Source organism: Nocardia halotolerans, assembly GCF_042650145.1.
In the GTDB taxonomy this organism is placed as follows: domain Bacteria; phylum Actinomycetota; class Actinomycetes; order Mycobacteriales; family Mycobacteriaceae; genus Nocardia; species Nocardia halotolerans.
In genome coordinates this window covers 127,224-147,981 of sequence record NZ_JBHSDL010000014.1, presented here as the reverse complement: position 1 = coordinate 147,981, position 20,758 = coordinate 127,224, and the positions used below count along the sequence as shown (strand labels likewise).

At 69.0% G+C, this 20,758-nt stretch carries 20 protein-coding genes and 1 pseudogene; 16 read left to right on the top strand and 5 right to left on the bottom strand.

What is annotated here, in order from left to right; all coding sequences use genetic code 11:
- Positions 1 to 108: 108 nt before the first annotated feature.
- The 9 genes and pseudogenes from ACFO5K_RS11305 to ACFO5K_RS11265 all read left to right on the top strand — a co-directional run bounded on the left by ACFO5K_RS11305 (position 109) and on the right by ACFO5K_RS11265 (position 8,074).
- Positions 109 to 558, top strand: coding sequence for a nuclear transport factor 2 family protein (locus ACFO5K_RS11305; protein WP_378560132.1), 450 nt, complete (start codon positions 109 to 111; stop codon positions 556 to 558).
- A gap of 172 nt (positions 559 to 730) precedes the next feature.
- Positions 731 to 1,768: a recombinase RecA gene (recA, locus tag ACFO5K_RS11300; protein WP_378560129.1), complete on the top strand. Its 1,038-nt coding sequence runs from the start codon at positions 731 to 733 to the stop codon at positions 1,766 to 1,768.
- Positions 1,769 to 2,192: 424 nt separating this feature from the next.
- Positions 2,193 to 2,732 (top strand): annotated as a pseudogene (gene recX, locus ACFO5K_RS11295) (recombination regulator RecX); the annotation flags it as partial.
- A gap of 63 nt (positions 2,733 to 2,795) precedes the next feature.
- Positions 2,796 to 3,044 carry a hypothetical protein gene (locus ACFO5K_RS11290; RefSeq protein ID WP_378563714.1) on the top strand — a complete coding sequence of 83 codons (249 nt, stop codon included), beginning with the start codon at positions 2,796 to 2,798 and terminating at the stop codon, positions 3,042 to 3,044.
- Positions 3,045 to 3,258: 214 nt separating this feature from the next.
- Complete coding sequence (locus ACFO5K_RS11285) at positions 3,259 to 3,924, top strand: ABC transporter permease (RefSeq protein ID WP_378560126.1); 666 nt, start codon at positions 3,259 to 3,261, stop codon at positions 3,922 to 3,924.
- Complete coding sequence (locus tag ACFO5K_RS11280) at positions 3,917 to 5,095, top strand: ABC transporter ATP-binding protein (protein WP_378560123.1); 1,179 nt, start codon at positions 3,917 to 3,919, stop codon at positions 5,093 to 5,095. Before ACFO5K_RS11285 ends, ACFO5K_RS11280 begins: the two co-directional genes overlap by 8 nt.
- Positions 5,096 to 5,213: 118 nt before the next feature.
- Positions 5,214 to 6,020 (top strand): ABC transporter permease, encoded by an 807-nt coding sequence (locus tag ACFO5K_RS11275; protein ID WP_378560120.1) that lies wholly within the window; start codon positions 5,214 to 5,216, stop codon positions 6,018 to 6,020.
- Positions 6,017 to 7,045 (top strand): glycine betaine ABC transporter substrate-binding protein, encoded by a 1,029-nt coding sequence (locus ACFO5K_RS11270; RefSeq protein WP_378560117.1) that lies wholly within the window; start codon positions 6,017 to 6,019, stop codon positions 7,043 to 7,045. Before ACFO5K_RS11275 ends, ACFO5K_RS11270 begins: the two co-directional genes overlap by 4 nt.
- Before the next feature lie 171 nt (positions 7,046 to 7,216).
- Positions 7,217 to 8,074: a 3-hydroxyacyl-CoA dehydrogenase gene (locus ACFO5K_RS11265; protein ID WP_378560114.1), complete on the top strand. Its 858-nt coding sequence runs from the start codon at positions 7,217 to 7,219 to the stop codon at positions 8,072 to 8,074.
- Positions 8,075 to 8,126: 52 nt separating this feature from the next.
- Here the strand turns inward: ACFO5K_RS11265 and ACFO5K_RS11260 are convergent, their stop codons facing one another.
- From ACFO5K_RS11260 to ACFO5K_RS11245, 4 genes are all read right to left on the bottom strand, one after another.
- Positions 8,127 to 9,023 carry an amino acid ABC transporter permease gene (locus tag ACFO5K_RS11260; protein WP_378560111.1) on the bottom strand — a complete coding sequence of 299 codons (897 nt, stop codon included), beginning with the start codon at positions 9,021 to 9,023 and terminating at the stop codon, positions 8,127 to 8,129.
- Entirely contained in the window at positions 9,020 to 9,685 is a 666-nt protein-coding gene (locus ACFO5K_RS11255) for an amino acid ABC transporter permease (protein ID WP_378560108.1), read from the bottom strand. Before ACFO5K_RS11255 ends, ACFO5K_RS11260 begins: the two co-directional genes overlap by 4 nt.
- 89 nt (positions 9,686 to 9,774) lie before the next feature.
- Complete coding sequence (locus tag ACFO5K_RS11250) at positions 9,775 to 10,611, bottom strand: glutamate ABC transporter substrate-binding protein (protein ID WP_378560105.1); 837 nt, start codon at positions 10,609 to 10,611, stop codon at positions 9,775 to 9,777.
- A gap of 36 nt (positions 10,612 to 10,647) precedes the next feature.
- Positions 10,648 to 11,376, bottom strand: coding sequence for an amino acid ABC transporter ATP-binding protein (locus ACFO5K_RS11245; RefSeq protein WP_378563711.1), 729 nt, complete (start codon positions 11,374 to 11,376; stop codon positions 10,648 to 10,650).
- A 259-nt stretch (positions 11,377 to 11,635) separates the two neighbouring features.
- On the opposite strand from ACFO5K_RS11245, the gene miaB reads away from it, so the two are divergent.
- Together miaB and ACFO5K_RS11235 are read left to right on the top strand one after the other, a co-directional pair.
- The gene (miaB, locus tag ACFO5K_RS11240) at positions 11,636 to 13,147 is read left to right on the top strand and encodes a tRNA (N6-isopentenyl adenosine(37)-C2)-methylthiotransferase MiaB (protein WP_378563708.1); all 1,512 of its coding nucleotides are present in this window, start codon (positions 11,636 to 11,638) and stop codon (positions 13,145 to 13,147) included.
- Between the two features lie 137 nt (positions 13,148 to 13,284).
- Positions 13,285 to 13,863 carry an Rv2732c family membrane protein gene (locus tag ACFO5K_RS11235; RefSeq protein WP_378563705.1) on the top strand — a complete coding sequence of 193 codons (579 nt, stop codon included), beginning with the start codon at positions 13,285 to 13,287 and terminating at the stop codon, positions 13,861 to 13,863.
- Positions 13,864 to 13,934: 71 nt separating this feature from the next.
- Here ACFO5K_RS11235 and ACFO5K_RS11230 read toward each other — a convergent pair whose 3' ends face one another.
- A complete protein-coding gene (locus ACFO5K_RS11230) occupies positions 13,935 to 15,314 on the bottom strand; it encodes a DUF349 domain-containing protein (protein WP_378560102.1) in 1,380 nt (459 codons plus the stop codon).
- A gap of 263 nt (positions 15,315 to 15,577) precedes the next feature.
- Here ACFO5K_RS11230 and ACFO5K_RS11225 point away from each other — a divergent pair, with 263 nt between their 5' ends.
- From ACFO5K_RS11225 to hflX, 5 genes are all read left to right on the top strand, one after another.
- Positions 15,578 to 16,351: a hypothetical protein gene (locus ACFO5K_RS11225; RefSeq protein ID WP_378560099.1), complete on the top strand. Its 774-nt coding sequence runs from the start codon at positions 15,578 to 15,580 to the stop codon at positions 16,349 to 16,351.
- Positions 16,348 to 17,286 (top strand): tRNA (adenosine(37)-N6)-dimethylallyltransferase MiaA, encoded by a 939-nt coding sequence (gene miaA, locus ACFO5K_RS11220; RefSeq protein ID WP_378560096.1) that lies wholly within the window; start codon positions 16,348 to 16,350, stop codon positions 17,284 to 17,286. Before ACFO5K_RS11225 ends, miaA begins: the two co-directional genes overlap by 4 nt.
- On the top strand, positions 17,283 to 18,119 hold the full coding sequence (locus ACFO5K_RS11215; protein WP_378560093.1) for a TrmH family RNA methyltransferase: 837 nt from the start codon (positions 17,283 to 17,285) through the stop codon (positions 18,117 to 18,119). The genes miaA and ACFO5K_RS11215 overlap by 4 nt, the downstream gene beginning before the upstream one ends.
- A 44-nt stretch (positions 18,120 to 18,163) precedes the next feature.
- Positions 18,164 to 19,045, top strand: a complete 882-nt coding sequence (dapF, locus tag ACFO5K_RS11210; protein WP_378563702.1) for a diaminopimelate epimerase — start codon at positions 18,164 to 18,166, stop codon at positions 19,043 to 19,045.
- A 172-nt stretch (positions 19,046 to 19,217) separates the two neighbouring features.
- On the top strand, positions 19,218 to 20,648 hold the full coding sequence (gene hflX, locus ACFO5K_RS11205; RefSeq protein WP_378563699.1) for a GTPase HflX: 1,431 nt from the start codon (positions 19,218 to 19,220) through the stop codon (positions 20,646 to 20,648).
- Positions 20,649 to 20,758 lie beyond the last annotated feature (110 nt).

Below are 20,758 nucleotides of genomic sequence, written 5' to 3'. Positions count from 1 at the left end.
GTAGGTGTTCGAGCGTCTTACTGTCTAACCAGTCAACAATGATTAGACGGTTGGCATTCCGGGTCTCGCCCGATTGTGCTGCCGATTTCGCCGGAAAGGTGCCCCACTGTGCGACCGCCACTGCCGCCCTTCGATGCCGAGTCCGCCCGCGCCAAAGTCCGCGCCGCCGAGAACGCCTGGAACACCCGGGATCCCGAGCGGGTCGCCGCCGCGTACACCGAGGACTCGGTGTGGCGCAATCGTGACGAGTTCTTCACCGGCCACGCGGCGATCATCGAGTTCCTCACCGGCAAATGGGCCACGGAGAACGGATACGCGCTGCGCAAGGACCTGTGGGCCTTCCATGCCAACCGCATCGCGGTGCGCTTCCAGTACGAATGGCACGACGACACGGGGCAGTGGTGGCGCAGCTACGGCAACGAACAGTGGGAGTTCGCCGCCGACGGGCGAATGGCGCGCCGTGAGGCCAGCATCAACGATGTGCGGATCGCGGAGTCCGAGCGACGGATCTTCGGCCCGCGTCCGGAGGGGGACGAATCGGTGCTGCCCCAGCGCTGACCGCGGTTTTGCGCCGGGATTGCCGAGCGGAGCGGGGGGTTGGCGTGTCGGTCGGGCGCGTCGCTTGACTCGAATGGGTGTTCGACTAACGTGGGCGCCAGAACTTGTCGGTGCCGGCCTCTACTGTGGGCGCCAACCAGAGAGACACTCACCTCGAGAAGGGGACCACAACATGGCACCGCAGGCCTACGATCGCGACAAAGCGCTGGAACTGGCACTGGCGCAGGTGGAGAAGAACTTCGGCAAGGGCGCGGTCATGCGCCTGGGCGACGAGGTCCGCGCCCCCATCTCCGTCATCCCGACCGGCTCCATCGCCCTCGACGTCGCGCTTGGCATCGGCGGGTTGCCGCGCGGTCGCGTCGTGGAGATCTACGGCCCGGAATCCTCGGGTAAGACCACCGTCGCCCTGCACGCGGTGGCCAACGCGCAGGCCGCGGGCGGCGTCGCCGCGTTCATCGACGCCGAGCACGCGCTCGACCCCGACTACGCCCGCAAGCTGGGCGTCGACACCGACGCACTGCTCGTCTCGCAGCCCGACACCGGTGAGCAGGCTCTCGAGATCGCCGACATGCTGGTGCGTTCGGGCGCCATCGACATCATCGTCATCGACTCCGTGGCCGCCCTCGTGCCGCGTGCGGAGATCGAGGGTGAGATGGGCGACAGCCACGTCGGCCTGCAGGCCCGCCTCATGAGCCAGGCGCTGCGCAAGATGACCGGTGCGCTGAGCAACTCCGGCACCACCGCCATCTTCATCAACCAGCTGCGCGAGAAGATCGGCGTGATGTTCGGCTCGCCCGAGACCACCACCGGTGGTAAGGCGCTGAAGTTCTACGCCTCGGTGCGCTTGGATGTGCGCCGCATCGAAACCCTCAAGGACGGCAGCGACGCGGTCGGCAACCGTACCCGCGTGAAGGTCGTCAAGAACAAGGTGAGCCCGCCGTTCAAGCAGGCCGAGTTCGACATCCTCTACGGCCACGGCATCTCCAAGGAGGGCTCGCTCATCGACATGGGTGTCGAGCACGGCTTCATCCGCAAGTCGGGCTCCTGGTACACCTACGAGGGCGACCAGCTGGGGCAGGGCAAGGAGAACGCCCGCAAGTTCCTGCTGGAGAACACCGATGTGCGCGACGAGGTCGAGAAGAAGATCAAGGAGAAGCTTGGCATCGGCGCCGATCTGACCGCCGAGGCCGACGTCCCCGCCGACTTCTGAGCCCGTGGGCACGCCGGGCTCCGGCGGTCGGCCCGATTCGGCCGATCCGGTCGAAGACATGCGCAGGCAGCTGGCCCGCCTCGGTATCGAGGTGGCGCCGGAGCCGCTGACGACTCGGCAGCCCGACCGCCGCGACGACGCGGCCATCGAACTCGTCCGGTCGGCACGTGAGCAACGAGCCGACCCGGACGCCAGGGGGATTCGGTCGGGTGCGAGCGATCCGCAGCGCGCGCACCCGACCGGATTCGCCGATGGTGACAATCCCCGGCATTTCGCTGCGGGCGTTGGGGATGATCATGAAGAGTGGGGGAGCGGGAGTCGGCGACGGCCCCGCGGCGCACGACGTGGACACAGGTCCACGCGGCGCGACGAAGTCTCCCTGTCGACCGGAGTCGGTGGTGACGACGGACGGCAGGCGGATCCGGTGGCGGCCGGATCCCAGCCGGGAGAGCCCGACAGGCGGGCCGGCACACGCCGGCTCGCCCCGGGCGACCGGCCCGACGCCACAGTGGAACAGGCCAAGGACGCCTGTCTGCGCCTGCTCTCGGTGCGGGCCCGCAGCCGCGCCGAACTCGAGAAACGACTCGGCGAGAAGGGGTTCCGCCTCGAGGTCACCGAACGCGCGCTCTCCCGCCTCACCGAAGTCGGTCTGATCGACGACACCGCCTTCGCCGAACAGTGGGTACACGCCCGGCACACCTACTCCGGCAAGGGAAAGAAGGCGCTGCAGCGTGAACTACGCGACAAAGGGGTGGCGCCCACCGACGCCGAGCAAGCCCTGTCGATGGTGACCGACGATGCCGAACACGCCCGCGCCACCGACCTGGTGCGCCGCAAACTGCGCACCCTGTCCCGGGACCTGGACCGCGACAAGGCGGTTCGCCGCCTCGTCGGCATGCTCGCCCGCCGCGGTTACGACCAGTCCACCGCCTTCGCCGTCGTCGCCGCCGAGATCGACGGCGCGGGTTTCGAACGCGCCCGACCCCGGTCCCGCGAAGACACCGCTGCCCCGGCAGCGGGCCCGGAAGTGTTCGACGACGCCGAAACAGGCAGTGCCACCGCGAACTCACCGGCCGACCGCTCCTCGCGCCGGCCGGTGCCCGGCGACGAACAAACCGCCATCGACCTGGTCCGCCGGAAGATCCGGTCCCTACCGGCCGGGCTCGACCATGCCAAAGCCAGTCGCCGCCTGGTCGACATGCTCGCCCGTCGCGGCTACAGCCCCGCCGTTGCCTACGCCGTGGTGAAAGCCGAACTGGCCGAGGCTGATCGATGAAGTACCGGCCGTGCGCGCGAGTGCCGACCTCGCTGCCCGAACGCCGACAAGGAGAACGGGCGTCGCGTTAGGATGAGCCCGCGTCGGTGAAACCTGGTTGTGCGCAGGCGGATCCGAGGTATCGGGTGATCCGGTGGATTGCGGGGGTGCCGGTGCGTCACCTGTGGTCCGGGTGGGCACCCCGGCGGACAGGGCCCGACGTGGCCGCCGAACTATGGGGAGGTGGACCCTGGACGCATTGTGGTCGTTCGTGGTGAACCGGCGCGAACAGTTGCTGGTCGATTCGTATCTGCATGTGTCGGCGGTGGTGCAGTCACTGGTGCTGGCGACGCTGATCGCGGTGGCGCTGGGCATCCTGGTCTACCGCAGTCCGCTCGGGTCCGCGGTGGCGACCGCCACGGCCGGCGCGATCCTCACGGTGCCTTCCTTCGCGCTGCTCGGCCTGCTGATTCCCTTCCTCGGGCTGGGCGTCGCGCCGACGATCGTGGCGCTGGTGCTGTACGCCCTGCTGCCGATTCTGCGCAATACCGTGCTCGGGTTGTCCTCGGTGGACCCCGCTGTCGTAGACGCCGCCCGCGGGGTCGGGATGAACCGGTGGCGCCTGCTGACCAGGATCGAACTGCCGCTGGCCTGGCCCTCGATCCTCACCGGCATGCGCGTGAGCACCCAGATGATCATGGGCATCCTGGCGCTGGCGGCGTACGCGAAGGGCCCCGGCCTGGGCAACTTGATCTTCTCCGGACTCGCGCGCCTGGGCAGCCCGAACGCGGTGCCCCAGGCGCTCACCGGCACCGTCCTCATCGTCGTGCTCGCACTCGTGCTCGACGGCGTCCTGGTTCTGCTCGGACGGCTCACCATCTCGAGGGGTATACGTGACTGACACCGGCACTGCCGCACCTGCATCCAGCACCACCGCATCGGCCGTTTCCGGTGTCGAGATCGTGCTGGACCAGGTCACCAAACGCTATCCGGCGCAGCCCGTCGCCGCGGTCGAGGAGGTCAGCATGACCATCCCCGCCGGGGAGATCGTGGTCCTGGTCGGTCCGTCCGGCTGCGGCAAGACCACCACCATGCGGATGATCAACCGGCTCATCGAACCGAGCTCGGGCACCATCACCATCGGCGGACGCGACGCGCTCGCGCTCGACCCCGACGAGTTGCGCCGCGGTATCGGCTACTCCATCCAGCAGGCGGGGCTGTTTCCGCACATGACCGTCGCCAAGAACATCGCCACCGTGCCCGGCCTGCTCGGCTGGGATCGCCGCCGCGCCGCCGCCCGCACCGAGGAGATGCTCGAGCTGGTCGGCCTCGACCCCGGCACCTACCGCAACCGGTACCCGCGCCAGCTCTCGGGTGGTCAGCAGCAGCGAGTCGGTGTCGCCCGGGCGCTGGCCGCCGACCCGCCGGTCCTGCTCATGGACGAACCGTTCGGCGCTGTCGACCCCATCACCCGCACGCTGTTGCAGGACGAACTGCTGCGTCTGCAAAGTGAACTGGGCAAGACCATCGTCTTCGTCACCCACGATTTCGGGGAGGCGGTGAAACTGGGCGACCGCATCGCGGTGCTCGGTGACCGTTCCCGCATCCTGCAGTACGACACCCCGGCAGCGATTCTGGCCGCCCCGGCCGACGACACCGTGGCCGGTTTCGTCGGCGCCACCGCCGCCATCGATCGACTGGGCCTCGCTGTGCTCGGCGATCTCGACCTCGATCCCGGTGTCGCCGTCACCGAGGACACCGATCCCGCCGCGATGACCACCGCCCTGCGGGCGGCGAAGCGGGCCTGGGGCATCGTGCTCGACCACCGAGGGCGGCCGTTGCGCCGGGTGTCGAAGGACGAACTCGCCCACGCCGACTCACTGGGCACGGCGGGCACGCCGATCGGCGCGACGCTGCCCGCCGAGGCCACCTTGCAGGACGCGCTCGCCGCCCTGCTCACCGAACGCACCGCCTCCGCCGTGGTCCTCGACGGCCGAGGCAACTATGCGGGGGTGGTCACTGTCGATACGCTCGTCGACCATCTCGCCACGTCGGCACAGGCACCGGCATGACGGGCGAACGGCGAATGCCCATGGTCGGGCCGGGCGTTCCCGGTACTCGGCGCGCAGCCGTGCGCAGTGCCGGCGGCGCCGCTCGCCGTTCGATTGCGCCGCTGGAAGGGGGCGGACGATGACGAATTCTCCGTCGACACGGCGACATTCGGTCGTGGATGTCCCTGCTGCGTCCGCGGCCCCGGCCACTCAGCGTCGCGCCGAACTGCTGCGCCTGCTCGCGCAGCCGGTGATCGTGGTGCTGCTCACCGTCGGGGTGCTGGTGTGGGCGTTGCGCCGCGAGCTGTCCACCATCCAGGAGGCCAGCCTCAGCGCGGGCAATATCGCCGCCGTCACCTGGCAACACGTGCTGATCACCGCGGCAGTGGTGGCGATCGTCGTGGCGGTGGCCGTGCCGTCGGGCACCCTGCTCACACGGCCCCGGTTTCGCCGTTTCGCCCCGATTTTCGTCGGTGTCGCCAATATCGGGGCCGCGGCGCCGGCCATCGGCCTGATCGTGCTGTGTTACCTGGTCACCCGCACCACCGGGTTCTGGGTGGGTGTGGCACCCATCGCGTTCTGCTCACTGCTACCGGTGCTGCGCAACACCATTCTCGGCTATCAGCAGGTGGACCCGGCCCTGATCGATGCCGGGCGCGGGCAGGGGATGTCGACAGTGCAGGTGTTGCGCCGCATCGAGTTCCCGCTCGCCGTGCCCTACATCCTGGCCGGCCTGCGCACCTCCCTGGTGCTGGCCGTCGGGACCGCCACGCTGTCGTTCATGGTCAGCGCGGGCGGACTGGGCATCCTCATCGACACCGGCTACAAACTGCGCGACACCGTGACCCTGACGGTGGGCGCGGTACTCGCGGTGTCGCTCGCCCTGTTCGTCGACTGGCTGGGCGCGCTGGCCGAACAGTATCTCGGTCCGAAGGGGTTGCGATGAGGATCAGTGGCTGGTGGCGTGGGCTCGCCCCGATAGCCGGGGCGCTGCTGCTCGCCGGTTGCGGTTTGCAGTCGGGCAGTTCGGTCCCGCTGCCGGTGGGGCCGGGCAGTATCGAGCCGGTCGCCGAACTCGACGGTGTCGCGGTGACCGTGGGCTCCAAGGACTTCACCGAAGCCAACATTCTCGGTTACGTCATCGAGTTCGCGCTCACCGCGGCCGGGGCGAATGTGCGCGACCTGACCAACATCCAGGGCTCCAACAGCCTGCGCGACGCGCAACTGAACGGCCAGATCGACATCGCCTACGACTACACCGGCACCGGCTGGATCAACTACCTGGGCAACGAGAAACCGGTATCGGCCGAAGACGTGAACGCCGCGCATCCCGAACAGGTCAGCGAGACCGACGTGGAACGCGCGCAGTTCGAGGCCGTCCGCGCGGCCGACCGCGCCGAACACGACATGGTGTGGGCGGCGATGGCGCCGATGAACAACACCTACGCGCTGGTCACCAGCCGGCGCACCGCGCAGGAAACCGGTGTGCGCACCCTCTCGGACTACGCGGCACTGGTAGCCACCGACCCCGCCGCGGCCGAGACCTGTGTCGGCACCGAATTCAACGTCCGCCCGGACGGTTATCCGGGCCTGGCCCAGAAGTACGGCATCGACGCGGGCCGGGCGCACAAGCAGATCGTCCAGGACGCGCTGGTGTATCAGGCCACCGCCGACGCCACCCAGTGCCGGTTCGGTTCCGTCGCCGCCACCGACGGCCGTATCCCGGCCCTGGACCTGGTGTTGCTCACCGACGACAAGGGCTTCTTTCCCAAGTACAACGCCGCCCTGGTGATGCACGGCCCGTTCGCCGACGCCCACCCGCGGGTCGCCCAGCTGCTGGCGCCCATCTCGGCGCGACTGACCAACGAGGTGATCACCGAACTGAACCGGCAGGTCGACATCGACGGCCGGGAACCGGCCGAGGTGGCGCGCGACTGGATGGTCGCCGAGGGATTGGTCACCGTCGACTGAGCTTCCGGTTTGCCGAACTGTTACCGGATCCGGTCGGATATGCCCGACTTCGTGTGATCGGCATGCCCCACGGAACCGGCGCTCGGGTCCATGATGGACAGCGGTGCGGACAGCGCACAACCGACACAGCGGAGCGGCCGCACCGCCGCTCCCGAGCTGGGAGGAACACGCATGGCCATCGCATTCCGCAAGGTGAGCGTACTGGGCACCGGGGTACTGGGTTCGCAGATCGCTTTCCAGACCGCCTTCCACGGCTTCGACGTCACCGCCTACGACATCGACGACGCCGCGATCGATGCCGCCCGCAAACGGTTCGGGGTGCTCGCCGAGACCTATCAGCAGGAAGTGGACGGCGCCGACGCCGGCAATACTGCCGCGACCGTCGACGGCATCACGCTGACCACCGAGCTGGCCACAGCCGCCGAGGCGGACCTGATCATCGAGGCGGTCCCGGAGGTGCTCTCGATCAAACGCGATCTCTACACCGAGCTGGGTTCGCTCGCCCCCGAACGCACCGTGTTCGCCACGAACTCCTCCACCCTGCTGCCCAGCGATATCGCCGAATACACCGGGCGCGCGGACCGTTTCCTGGCGCTGCACTTCGCCAACCGCGTCTGGAAGTACAACACCGCCGAGGTGATGGGCACCCAGGAGACCGACCCGGCCGTGTTCGCCGCCGTCGTCGAGTTCGCGAGCAACATCGGCATGGTGCCGATCGAGTTGCACAAGGAGAAGGCGGGTTACGTCCTCAACTCGCTGCTGGTGCCCTTCCTCAACTCCGGAATCGCCTTGGCAGCAGGCGGATACGCCGACCCGCCGGCGGTGGACGAGACCTGGCGCATCGCCACGGGCGCACCGATGGGTCCGTTCCAGATCCTCGACGTCGTCGGCCTGACCACGCCGTACAACATCCTGCGCAACGGTGGTGACAACGAGCAGCAGCTCGCGGACTGGCTGAAGACGAACTACATCGACAAGGGCAAGCTCGGCGCCGCCACCGGTGAGGGGTTCTACCGCTACACCGACTAGACGACAGCGCGGTGGGCCCGGACCCACCAGGTCCGGGCCCACCGCGTGGGAACTACTTCTTGGTGATGTCGACGCCGGGCGCGGCGTCGGTGACGATCGAATCGGTGGCGACCACGGCGCCGCCACCCTTCTTGCGCCGGCCCGAGCGCAAACGCTTCTCGATCCGGGTGGCCAGGAAGCTCAGCGCCATGTTGAGCGAGATCATGACCAGGGCAACGACGATCAGCGCGGGGATCGGGTTGCCCAGCGCCGCGCCTTCCTGCGCGCCGGAGCGGACCAGCTCCACGTAGGTGATCTGGTAGCCCAGTGCCGTGTCCTTGAGGACGACGACCATCTGCGACACCAACGCCGGCAGCATCGCGGTGACGGCCTGCGGGAGCAGGATCAGTCGCATCAGCTGGTTCTTGCGCAGGCCCAGCGCGACCGCGGCTTCGGTCTGTCCCTTGGGCAGGGATTTGATACCGGCCCGCACGATCTCGGCGATGACCGAGGAGTTGTAGATGATGAGCGCGATGACCACGGCCGCCAGCGCCAGCTGATCGGACGGGAACACCTTGTAGTCGGCGAAGAACGAGAACAGGAAGATCATCAGGATCAGCACGGGGATGGCCCGGGCGAGCTCGACGATCGTGCCCGCCGCCCAGCGGACCGACCGATGCTCCGACAGGCGCAGAACCCCGAAGATCATGCCGAAGACCATCGAGCCGACGATCGAGATCGCGGCGGCGATGAGCGTACCTTCCAGACCCGGCAGGATGTAGGTCTGCCAGACCTGGGCCTCCAGGAACGGCTGCCACTTGGCCGCGGTGAACTGGCCTTTCTCGGCGAAGGCGGCGTAAACCCACCACCCCGCGCCGATGAGCGCGACGACGACCAGTACCGAATACAGATGGTGACGCAGCCGGGCACGGGGCCCGGGAGCATCGAAGAGGACCGAAGCACCGCTCACCGTGCCACCTCGTATCGCTTGGCCAGCCAGCCGAAGAACAAGCCGGTCGGGAGGGTGAGGACGACGAAGCCGAGAGCGAAGATCGCACCGACAGCGAGGATCGCGGCCTCGTTCTCGATCATCTCGTTCATCAGGTACGCCGCTTCGACCACGCCGATGAGCGAGGCCACCGTCGAGTTCTTGGTCAGCGCGATCAGTACGCTGCCCAGCGGCGCGATGACCGCGCGAAACGCTTGGGGCAACACGATGAACCGGAGGTTCTGCGCGAACCCGAAGCCGAGAGAACGTCCCGCTTCGGACTGGCCGAGAGCGACGGTGTTGATGCCCGAGCGCAGTGATTCGCACACGAAAGCCGCGGTGTAGACGCTGAGTCCGATGATCGCCCAGCGATAGTTGATGACCTTGATTTCATCGCTGCCGAGCGTCCACCCGAGCGTGGAGTAGAGGCCGATCGAGGTGAAGACCAGGATCAGGGTGAGCGGGGTGTTGCGAATGACGGTGACGTAGGCCGTGCCGATCCAGCGCGCGACCGGAATCGGGGATACGCGCATGGCCGCGACGAGGGTGCCGATGACCAGTGCGCCGATCGCCGAGAAGATCGTCAGCTGCACGGTCACCCAGAAGGCGTCGAGGATGTTGTACCTCGAGATCAGGTCGAACACGGACTCGCGTCCTCCGATCGATGGGAAAGGGAAACAGGACTTCACCGCCGCGGTGACCGAGAGTCACCGCGGCGGTGCGCAGGGCAGAATCAGTAGCGGTCGACGGTCGGCGGCGCCGGGACGGCGAAGCCGGTGCCGGCGAAGGTCTTCTCCAACGCGGCCTTCCATGAACCGTCGGCGATCATCGCCTCGATCGCGTCGTTGATCTGGGTGCGGGTCTCGGTGTCGCCCTTCTTCAGGCCGATGCCGTAGTTCTCGGTGGTGAAGGTCTTGTTCACCAGCTTGTAGGTGCCCGGTGCCTGTGCGGCGTAACCGGCCAGGATGACGTTGTCGGTGGTCACCGCGTCGATCGTGCCGCCACGCAGCGCCTCGATGCACAGCGAGTAGGTGTCATAGGTCTGCAGTTGCGCCTGCGGGAAGTTCTTCTCGATGTTCTGGGCGGGGGTGGAGCCCTTGACCGAGCAGACCTTCTTGCCGTCGAGTGACTCGGGGCCGGTGATGTCGGTGTTGTCGGCGCGCACCAGCAGGTCCTGGCCGGCCACGTAGTACGGGCCGGCGAAGTCGACCTTCTCCTTACGGCTGTCGGTGATCGAGTAGGTGGCGACGATGAAGTCGACCTGACCGTTCTCGATCATCGTCTCGCGCTGCGCCGACGGGGTCTCCTTGAAGGTGATGTCCTCGGGCTTGACGCCCAGCTTCTCGCTGACGTACTCGGCCACCTCCACGTCGAAGCCGCTGTAGGTGCCGTCGGTGTTGCGCAGGCCCAGGCCCGGCTGGTCGAACTTGATGCCGACGGTCAGCTTGCCTTCCTTGGCGTGGTCGAGGGCGCTGCCCTCGTCGCCACCGCCGCAGGCCGCGGTCACAGTGGCGGCCAGCGCCAGAGCCACAGCACCGACACCGACCCGAACCGCACGATTGATCCTCATCGAGTTTCCTTCTCCCTCTGGTGGATTACTGCAAAGTCAGTGGCTGAGAATTTTGCCAAGGAAGTCTTTGGCGCGCTCCGAGCTCGGTGTGGTGAAGAAGGTTTCGGGTGCGGCGTCCTCGACGATCTCGCCGTCGGCCATGAACAGCACCCGGTCACCGGCGCGGCGGGCGAAGCCCATCTCGTGGGTGACCACGACCATCGTCATGCCCTCCTTGGCGAGTGAGACCATCACCTCGAGCACCTCGTTGACCATTTCCGGGTCCAGGGCGGAGGTGGGCTCGTCGAACAGCATCACCTTCGGGTCCATCGCCAGCGAACGGGCGATGGCCACGCGCTGCTGCTGGCCGCCGGAGAGCTGGGCGGGGTACTTGTCGGCCTGGTCGGCGATGCCGACCCGCTCGAGCAGGGCCAGCGCGTGCTTGCGCGCCTGGTCCTTCTTGATGCCGCGCACCTTGGTGGGCGCGAGCATCACGTTCTCCACGATCGTCTTGTGGGCGAACAGGTTGAACGACTGGAACACCATGCCCACCTCGGCGCGCAGCGCGGCCAGGGCCCTGCCCTCGGCCGGCAGTGCGACGCCGTCGATGGCGATGTCGCCGGAATCGATCGGCTCGAGCCGGTTGATGGTGCGGCACAGCGTGGATTTGCCCGAGCCCGACGGGCCGAGAACGATCACGACCTGCCCGCGGGGCACTTCGAGATTGATGTCACGCAGAACGTGGAGTTCACCGAAGTGTTTGTCCACGTTGCGCATCGAGATCATCGGCGGCGCGCCGGCAAGGGCGGCGGCGTCGGCGTTCCCGGTCGCGGGGGCGGCGTCGTCGGTCATGGACAGAAACCTTAGGCGCAATCGCCGAATTTGCCCTGGTTTCGGTGACTCGCCGTAACGGCACGCCGAGATGACACCGGCCGGTAACCTTCCGGTTTCCGCCCCGACTTCCCGACGCGACGCAGACCACACCGGGTGCGGCCCGTACCCTGGACGGGTGGATTCGAACGGACAGAACGCGACGGAGCGCGCGGTGACGCGGGCGCGTACCTACGAGCTCCGCACCTTCGGCTGCCAGATGAACGTCCATGACTCCGAACGCTTGTCCGGCCTGCTCGAAGACGCGGGTTACGTGCGGGCCGCCGCCGAGCAAACTCCCGATCTGGTGGTGTTCAACACCTGCGCGGTGCGCGAGAACGCCGACAACAAGCTCTACGGCACCCTCGGGCACCTGGCGCCGGTGAAACAGGGCCGTCCCGGCATGCAGATCGCCGTCGGCGGCTGCCTGGCGCAGAAGGACCGCGAGACCGTGGTGCGCAAGGCGCCGTGGGTGGATGTGGTGTTCGGCACACACAACATCGGGTCGCTGCCGGTGCTGCTGGAACGGGCCCGCCACAACGAGCAGGCCCAGGTCGAGATCCTCGAATCGCTCGAAGCGTTCCCCTCGACCCTGCCGGCCAAGCGGGAATCGGCGTACGCGGGCTGGGTGTCGATCTCGGTGGGCTGCAACAACACCTGCACGTTCTGCATCGTGCCCGCGCTGCGCGGCAAAGAGGTGGACCGCCGCCCCGGCGACGTGCTCGCCGAGGTGCAGGCACTGGTCGACCAGGGTGTGCTCGAGGTGACCCTGCTGGGCCAGAACGTCAACTCCTACGGTGTGAACTTCGTCGACCCGGAGCAGCCGCGCGACCGTGGCGCCTTCGCCCAGCTACTGCGCGCGACCGGGCGGATCGAGGGCCTGGAGCGGGTGCGGTTCACCTCCCCGCACCCGGCCGAGTTCACCGACGACGTCATCGAGGCCATGGCCCAGACCCCCAACGTCTGTCCGCAGCTGCACATGCCGTTGCAGTCCGGTTCGGACCGGGTGCTCAAGGCGATGCGCCGCTCCTACCGCAAGCAGCGTTTCCTCGGCATCATCGACAAGGTCCGCGCCGTGATGCCGCATGCCTCGATCACCACCGACATCATCGTGGGCTTTCCCGGCGAGACCGAAGAGGATTTCCAGGAGACCCTGGACGTGGTGCGCAAGGCGCGTTTCACCAGCGCCTATACCTTCCAGTACTCCAAGCGTCCCGGCACGCCGGCCGCCGAGCTGGCCGATCAGGTGCCCAAGGCAGTCGTGCAGGAGCGCTACGACCGGCTGATCGCCCTGCAGGACCAGGTGTCCTGGGAAGCCAATCAGGCCCTGATCGGCACCGAGGTGGAGTTGCTCGTCGCCGATGGCGCGGGCAAGAAGAACGCGGCCACCGCCCGGATGAGCGGTCGCGCCCGTGACGGCAGGCTGGTGCACTTCCGGCCCGGTCCCGATGCCGGGATCCGGCCCGGCGACATCGTCGTCGTCGACATCACCGAAGCCGCACCGCATCACCTCATCGCCGACAGCGTGGTGAAGTCGCATCGGCGCACCAAGGCCGGCGACGCGCACGAACGCGGGGTGACGCCCAAGACCGACCCGATCGGTGTCGGTCTCGGCCTGCCCAGGATCGGCGCACCGGTGAGCGTGCCGGTTGTGGAGAGCGGTTGTTCGACCGGGTGCGCGTCGTGAGCGGCCATGATCCTGATCCCGAACCTACTACCGGTCGTAGTGGGCCGGATGCGGGCGGCGATCCCGGTGGTGGCACAGTGGAGCCCGGCGCACACGAGCCGAGCAACGATCAGCCTGCCGACAGGAGCGAGGACGCGGTGAACCGGGTGGACGACGACCAGGAATTCGAACAGTTCCGCGGCGAACTCGACGCCGTGGAACGCCGTATCGCCGGGGAGATCGATCCGGGCGCGCGGGCGCTGGTGGTGGCGGGCGCGGTCTTCGCGCTGCTGATCTCGCTGGTGCTGCCGACCGCCGGGTCGGCCCGCGGTTTCGACGTGCTGCTCAACACCGAGGCCGCGGGCATCGAACACATCGGCCTGCCCTCACGCATCTTCGTCTGGATCGTCATCGTCTTCGGCGTGAGTTTCTCCCTGCTGGCGCTGATGACGCGCCGCTGGGTGCTGGCCTGGCTGGCGTGCGCGGGCTCGGCCGTGGGCAGCGTGTTCGGCGTGCTCTCGATCTGGCACCGGCAGACTCCCGGCCTGGGCAACTACGAAGGCGCGGGGCCCGGCATCGGCCTGATCCTGGGTGTCCTGGCGATCATGGTGCTCACCTTCCACTGGATCCGCGTGGTCTGGAGCCGCACCGCGGTTCAGCTCGCTGCCGAAGAACAGCGCCGCAACGCCGCTCGTGACGCCGAAGACCGCGACCGCAAGCGTCTCACCGGCGAGTAACCTCCCTCGAACACAAACCTCCCCGCGACCGGCAACAGGTCGCGGGGAGGTTCTCGTTCCAACCGGTTGTGCTACATGTTGCTGACGGCACCTTCAGCGGCTTCGGCCCATTCACGCCACTGCTTGGCCTGCTCGAGAGCCTTGTCCGCGTCGCGCTTCTTGCCTGCCGCGGTGGCCTTGGCAGCCTGCTCCTCGAACTGGGCGACCCGCTCACGGAACTGCGCCGCGCGCGCCACGGCCTCGGGGTCGGTGCGGCGCCACTGCTGGTCGGCGGCCTCGCGCACGCGCTTCTCGATCGCGCGCAACTTGCCTTCCAGTTCCTGCATGCGTTCCCGCGGGACCTTGCCGATCGCGTCCCACTTGTCCTGCAGTTCGCGCAGCGCGGCGCGGGCGGCGTCGAGCCCGTTGGCCGGGTCGATGTGCTCGTAGGCACTGAGCAGTTCCAGCTTGGCCGCGGCGTTGTCTTCGAACTCGGCGTCGCGTTCGGAGGCCGCGGCGTTGCGGGCGGCGAAGAACACGTCCTGGGCGCTCTTGAACCGGCGCCACAGCGCCTCGTCGGCTTCGCGTGGTGCCCGGCCCGCGGCCTTCCACTCGGTCAGCAGGTCGCGGAACACCGCCGCGGTGCCGGTCCAGTCGGTGGAGTCCGACAGGGCCTCGGCGCGCGCGCACAGTTCTTCCTTGCGCGTCTTGGCCGAGGCGCGTTCGCGGTCGAGTTCGGCGAAGTGGGCGCCGCGGCGGCGGTTGAACGCCTCGCGCGCCTTGGAGTAGCGCTTCCACAAGGCGTCGTCGACCTTGCGGTCGACTCCGCGGATGGACTTCCATTCGTCGAGGATCTCGCGCAGCCGGTCGCCGGCGGCCTTCCACTGGGTGGACTCGGCGGCGATCTGCTCGGCCTCGGCGGCGAGGGCTTCCTTGCGCTCGGTGTGCTCGTGGCGCGCGCGCTCCTTCTCCTCCTTGGCGTGCGCGGCGGCTTCCTCGGAGTGTTCGGTGATTGCCTGCAGGCGGGCGGCCAAACCCTCGAGGTCGCCGATCACGGCGGCGGTGGGCAGCGACTCGGCCAGCGCGAGCGCGGCGGCTCTGGTCTTGCGCGCGTCGGCGCCCGCGGCCAGTCTGGCCTCGAGCAGCGCGACCTCGGTGGCGAGGTCGTCGAAGCGGCGGCCGAAATGGGCTAGCCCCTCGGCGGCGGCGCCGGCCTGCCAGGAACCGACGATCCGTTCACCGTCGGACGTCTTCACCCAGGCGGTGCCGTCCTCGTCGACACGCCCCCACTTGCCCGGATCGGTAACGGTCGGCACGACGACGGGATGCGGGTGCGGATGGTCGGTGCCCGGCGCGGGCTTGACGGCATGCGGCTTCGGCGGCCGCGGTGCGTGTTCGCCGGGCTTGGGGGTACCGGACGGTCGCGGGCCCGGACCGGGGGTGGGCTTCGCTGTTCCGTTGCTGTCGGTCATTGCTCTCCGTCCCTGCCGCGCGTCACGGCTGCCTGGTTACGCCCTAGCACATCCCATTGAACCCGCTTCGAGCCGAGGAAACCATCGATCCCGAGGATCGGATGCCGCGTTTCCTGGGATTTCGACCCGGACGCCGGGGGTGGTCGCATCAGAAAACACTAGCAATCTCGACGGCCGTCACCGCGCCGGACACTCGCGGACCGCGCCCCGGTCCCGCGGCGCCGGATGCGGGTGGTGGCGTGCGGTCGGGCTACGGTTGTCCGGTGTTCTCGATAGCGGCCCTGGTCCCGTCGCCGCCGATCCTGGTGCCCGAACTGTGCGGGCGGTCCGTGACGGCCGGCGGTGCTCCCGACGACCCGACGACGCTGCTGCGCGCGGCCGCCCTCGACGCCGCGGCCACGCTGGCCGCCCGCGCCGAGCGCTGGACGGTCGTCGGCGTCGGCGAGCACGACCGGAACTTCGCCGCCACCGCCCGGGGAACCTTCCGTGGGTTCGGTGCCGAGGTTCTCGTCGGGCTCGGGCCTTCCGGCCCCGCGGACGGCCGGGCAGACGCCCAGCTTCCGCTGCCGGTGCTGATCGCCGGTTGGTTGCGGGAACAGGTCGCGCCCGGCATCTCGGTGTGTGCGCGGCTGCTGGCGGCCGACACCGCGCCCGCGCAGTGCGCCCGGACCGGCGCCGCGTTGCGCACCGAACTCGACGCCGATCCCGTGCCGCACGCGGTCCTGGTGGTCGCCGACGGCGCCGCCACCTTGAGCATCGATTCCCCCGGCTATCTCGACGAGCGTGCGCGGCCGGTGCAGGACGCGCTCGACACCGCTCTGCGCACCGGCGCCCGGACCGCGCTGGCCGACCTGGACCCCACCCTGTGCGACCAGTTGCGCCTCGAAGGACGCGCCGCCTACCAGGCGCTGGGCGGTCTGTTCGCCGCCGATCCCGCCGATCCGCTGGTGCGGACGCTCTACCAGGGCGCGCCCTACGGGGTGGGCTACGACGTGAGCCTCTGGCAACCGGGCGCCCAGGAAGGTGAGCGGCGGTGACGAGCAGGGCGCCGCGTCCGATCGCGGTCGTCGGTCCCACCGCCACCGGCAAGACCGACCTGGCGCTCGAACTCGCCGAATGGCTCGGCGGCGAGATCGTCAACATCGACGCCATGCAGCTGTACCGGGGCATGGACGTGGGCACCGCCAAACTGCCCCCCGGGCAACGCCGCGGCATCCCGCACCACCTGCTCGACGTCCTCGACGTCACCGAGACGGCCACCGTCGCCGCCTACCAGCAGTCGGCCGCCGCCGTGGTCGAAGACATCATGGCGCGCGGGCACACACCCGTCATCGTGGGCGGATCGATGATGTACGTCCAGGCACTGCTCGACCAGTGGGACTTCCCGGCCACCGACCCGGCGGTCCGCGCCCGCTGGGAGGCGCTGCTCGCCGAGGGCGGGGCGCCGGCCGTCCACGCGGCCCTGCGGCAGGCCGACCCGGCCGCGGCCGCCACGATCCTGCCCACCGACGGCCGCCGGATGGTGCGCGCGCTCGAAGTCGTCGAGCTCACCGGAAAGCCGTTCGCCGCCTCTGCCCCGACCATCGGCGCACCCCGCTGGCACACCGCCATCCTCGGCGTCGACCGCGACACCGCCGCCCTGGACTCGCGTATCGAGGCGCGCACCGCGCTGATGTTCGACACCGGACTGGTCGAGGAGGTGCGCGGCCTGCTCGAGGTCGGCCTGCGCGAGGGCCTGACCGCGCGTCGCGCGATCGGCTACGCCCAGGTGCTGGCCTACCTCGACGACGAATACGACCTCGCCCACGCCCGCGAGCGCACCCTCATCGGCACCCGCCGGTACGTGCGCAGGCAGCGGTCGTGGTTTCGCCGCGATCCCAGAGTGGCCTGGCTCGACGGCGCCGACCCCGAGCTCGCCGCGACCGCACTGGCGCTGCTCGACGACCACCCGACAGGACGGACAGCGCAGTGACGCGACGAGTCAGTACCCGCAACGCCTCGGTGCAGGTGTGGCAGGCCTACCTCAACAACCGGACCAAACGACACCGCGACGGCCGGTTTCTCGTGCAGGGCGTGCGCCCGATCACGCAGGCGCTGGCCAACGACTGGCCACTCGAGACGTTGCTGTACCGGTTGGGTAATCAGGAACTGTCGAGCTGGGCGCGTGAGCTGCTCGACACCACCGACGTGCCGCAGGTGGGGCTGGTGCCGGAGTTGATGGCCGAGCTGGGCGAGAAGGCGGCGAGTGTGCCCGAGGTCGTGGCGGTGGCGGTGTCGCGGCAGCCGGAACTCACCGACTACACCCCGGGCGAACCGGGCGAGGACGCCCCGGTCGTGGTGGTGTTCGACAGGCCCAACTCGCCGGGCAACCTGGGTACCCTGATCCGCTCGGCCGACGCCTTCGGTGCCTCGGGGGTGATCGTCACCGGCCACGGCGCCGACCAGTTCGATCCGCAGACCGTGCGTGCCTCCACCGGATCGCTGTTCTCGGTGCCGGTACTGCGCGCGCCCGGTCCCGCCCAGGTGGTCGAGTTCCGTGATCGCCAGGTCGCGCGCGGGATCCCCACCCGCATCGTGGGCACCGACGAGCACGCGCCGAGCACCGTCTACGACCACGATTTCAGCGAGGCCACGATCCTGGTGGTCGGCAACGAGACCAGTGGCATGAGCTCGGCCTGGGCCCAGGCCTGCGACGATCTGGTCACCATCCCGATGGGCGGCACCGCCAGCTCCCTCGGCGCACCGTCGGCGGGGGCGATCGGCCTCTACGAGATCGCCCGGCAGCGGCGCACCTTCGCCCGGTAACGCGGACCCGCCGAGCACAGAGGAGAATGAGGATCGTGTCCGACATCGAATTCAGCAAGGGCCACGGCACCCAGAACGACTTCGTGGTGCTCCCCGACCTCGACGTCCGCCTCGAGCTGACCGCCGAACGGATCGCCGCGCTGTGTGACCGGCAGCGCGGGCTCGGCGCCGACGGCGTGCTCCGGGTCGCCACCGCCGGAGCACTGCGCGACGCCGGGGTGCTCGACGTGCTGCCCGCGGGCGTGGACAGCACGGACTGGTTCATGGACTACCGCAATGCCGACGGCTCGATCGCCGAGATGTGCGGCAACGGCATCCGGGTGTTCGCGCACTACCTCAACGCCACCGGGCTCGAAACGCGCACCGACTACGTGATCGGTAGTCGCGCGGGTGCGCGGCCGGTGGTCGTGCACGCGGCCGGGCCGGTCGGGGGCGAGGTCACCGTGGACATGGGGGTGGTGCGCGAACTAGGCACCTCCACCGCCACCCTGGGCGGCTGGGCGCTGGCCGGGATCGGTATCGATGTGGGCAATCCGCATCTGGCCTGTGTCGATGCCGGGCTCACCGCCGACGCGCTGGCCAAACTGGATCTGACCGTGTCGCCGGGCTTCGATCCCGACCTGTTCCCGCACGGCGTCAACGTCGAGATCCTCACCCCGCTCGACGCCGGCAACGCCGTGGACATGCGTGTCTACGAACGGGGCGTGGGCGAAACCCGCTCCTGCGGAACCGGAACCGTGGCCGCCGCGGCCGCCGCACTCACCGCGGCCGGAGTGCCGGTACACACCGGCACGGGCGAGGTCACCGTGCGTGTGCCCGGCGGCGAGGTGTGCGTCACCATCGACCACGGACATGCCTGGATGCGCGGTCCGTCGGTGCTGGTGGCCACCGGTTCGCTGGCGCGGCAGTGGTGGGACGCCGGGTAGCGCCGATAACCGGATGCGCCATGTCACTGTGACGTGGCAGCATGGAGGTTGTATGACGAAATCAGAAGCACGCACAGACACCACATCGGCCCAGGACACCACCGCGGCCGATCCCGACGTGGCCGCCGACCGCGGCGACGTCGACGACGCGCTCGCCCGCCACGCGGAGCGGATGCAGCGCCCCGGCTGGTCGGCCGAACCCACCCGCGGCGAGATGCAGCTCGACGAACGCACCTCGCTGCGTCGCGTGGCCGGGCTGTCCACCGAACTCACCGACATCACCGAGGTCGAATACCGCCAGCTGCGCCTGGAACGGGTCGTGCTCGTCGGGGTGTGGACGGCAGGCAGCGCCGCCCAGGCCGAGGCGAGCATGGTCGAGCTGGCCGCGCTCGCCGAAACCGCGGGCTCGGAGGTCCTCGAAGCGCTGATCCAGCGCCGCGACAAGCCCGATCCGGCCACCTATATCGGCTCGGGCAAGGCCGAGGAACTGCGCACCGTGGTCCTCGACACGGGCGCCGACACCGTGATCTGCGACGGTGAACTCACCCCCGCCCAGCTGACCGCGCTGGAGAAGGTCGTCAAGGTGAAGGTCATCGACCGCACCGCGCTGATCCTCGACATCTTCGCCCAGCACGCCACCTCCCGCGAGGGCAAGGCCCAGGTCGCGCTCGCCCAGATGGAATACATGCTGCCGCGACTGCGCGGCTGGGGTGAGTCCATGTCGCGTCAGGCCGGTGGTCGCGCCGGTTCCAACGGTGGTGTCGGTCTGCGAGGACCGGGTGAGACCAAGATCGAGACCGACCGTCGCCGCATCCGCGAACGGATGGCCAAGCTGCGACGTGAGATCCGGGAGATGAAAACAGCCCGCGACACCATGCGCGCACGCCGGCACGCCAGCGGTGTGCCGTCGGTGGCCATCGTCGGCTACACCAACGCGGGCAAGTCCAGCCTGATGAACGCGCTCACCGGTGCCGGCCTGCTGGTACAGGACGCGCTGTTCGCCACCCTCGACCCGACCACCCGCCGGGCCGCGCTCGACGACGGTCGCGAGATGGTGTTCACCGACACCGTCGGCTTCGTGCGTCACCTGCCCACCCAGCTGGTCGAGGCGTTCCGCTCGACGCTGGAGGAGGTCACCGGCGCCGATCTGCTGCTCCACGTCGTCGACGGATCCGACCCGCTGCCGCTCGAACAGATCAAGGCGGTGCGTGAGGTGATCACCGATGTGATCAGGGAGCAGGGCACCCCGGCGCCGCCGGAACTGCTGGTGGTGAACAAGATCGACGCCGCCGACCCGAACGAGCTCACCCGCCTGCGTGGCATGCTCACCGACGCCGCGTTCGTCTCGGCGCAGACCGGGCAGGGTGTGGAGGAGCTGCGTGAGCGGCTCTCGGAGGTGCTCGGCGGGCTCGATGTCGACATCACCGTGCTGCTGCCCTACAGCCGGGGCGACCTGATGGCGCGCATTCACGCCGACGGCCGGATCATCTCCTCCGACCACGAGGAAGGCGGCACCCGGGTGCGCGCTCGCGTGCCACGCGCGCTGGCCGCCGCGCTGTCGGACTACGCCCATTCCGGTCCTGCGGAGGCCACGCAAGGCTGATCCGGGCCGCGCGTTTTACCTTTCGATTGCTACCAACCTTGATGCGACACAGCAATTTTGGCGCGCTATGGTCGAATATCGACAGCAGGAGGGTGTTATGTCGAACGACC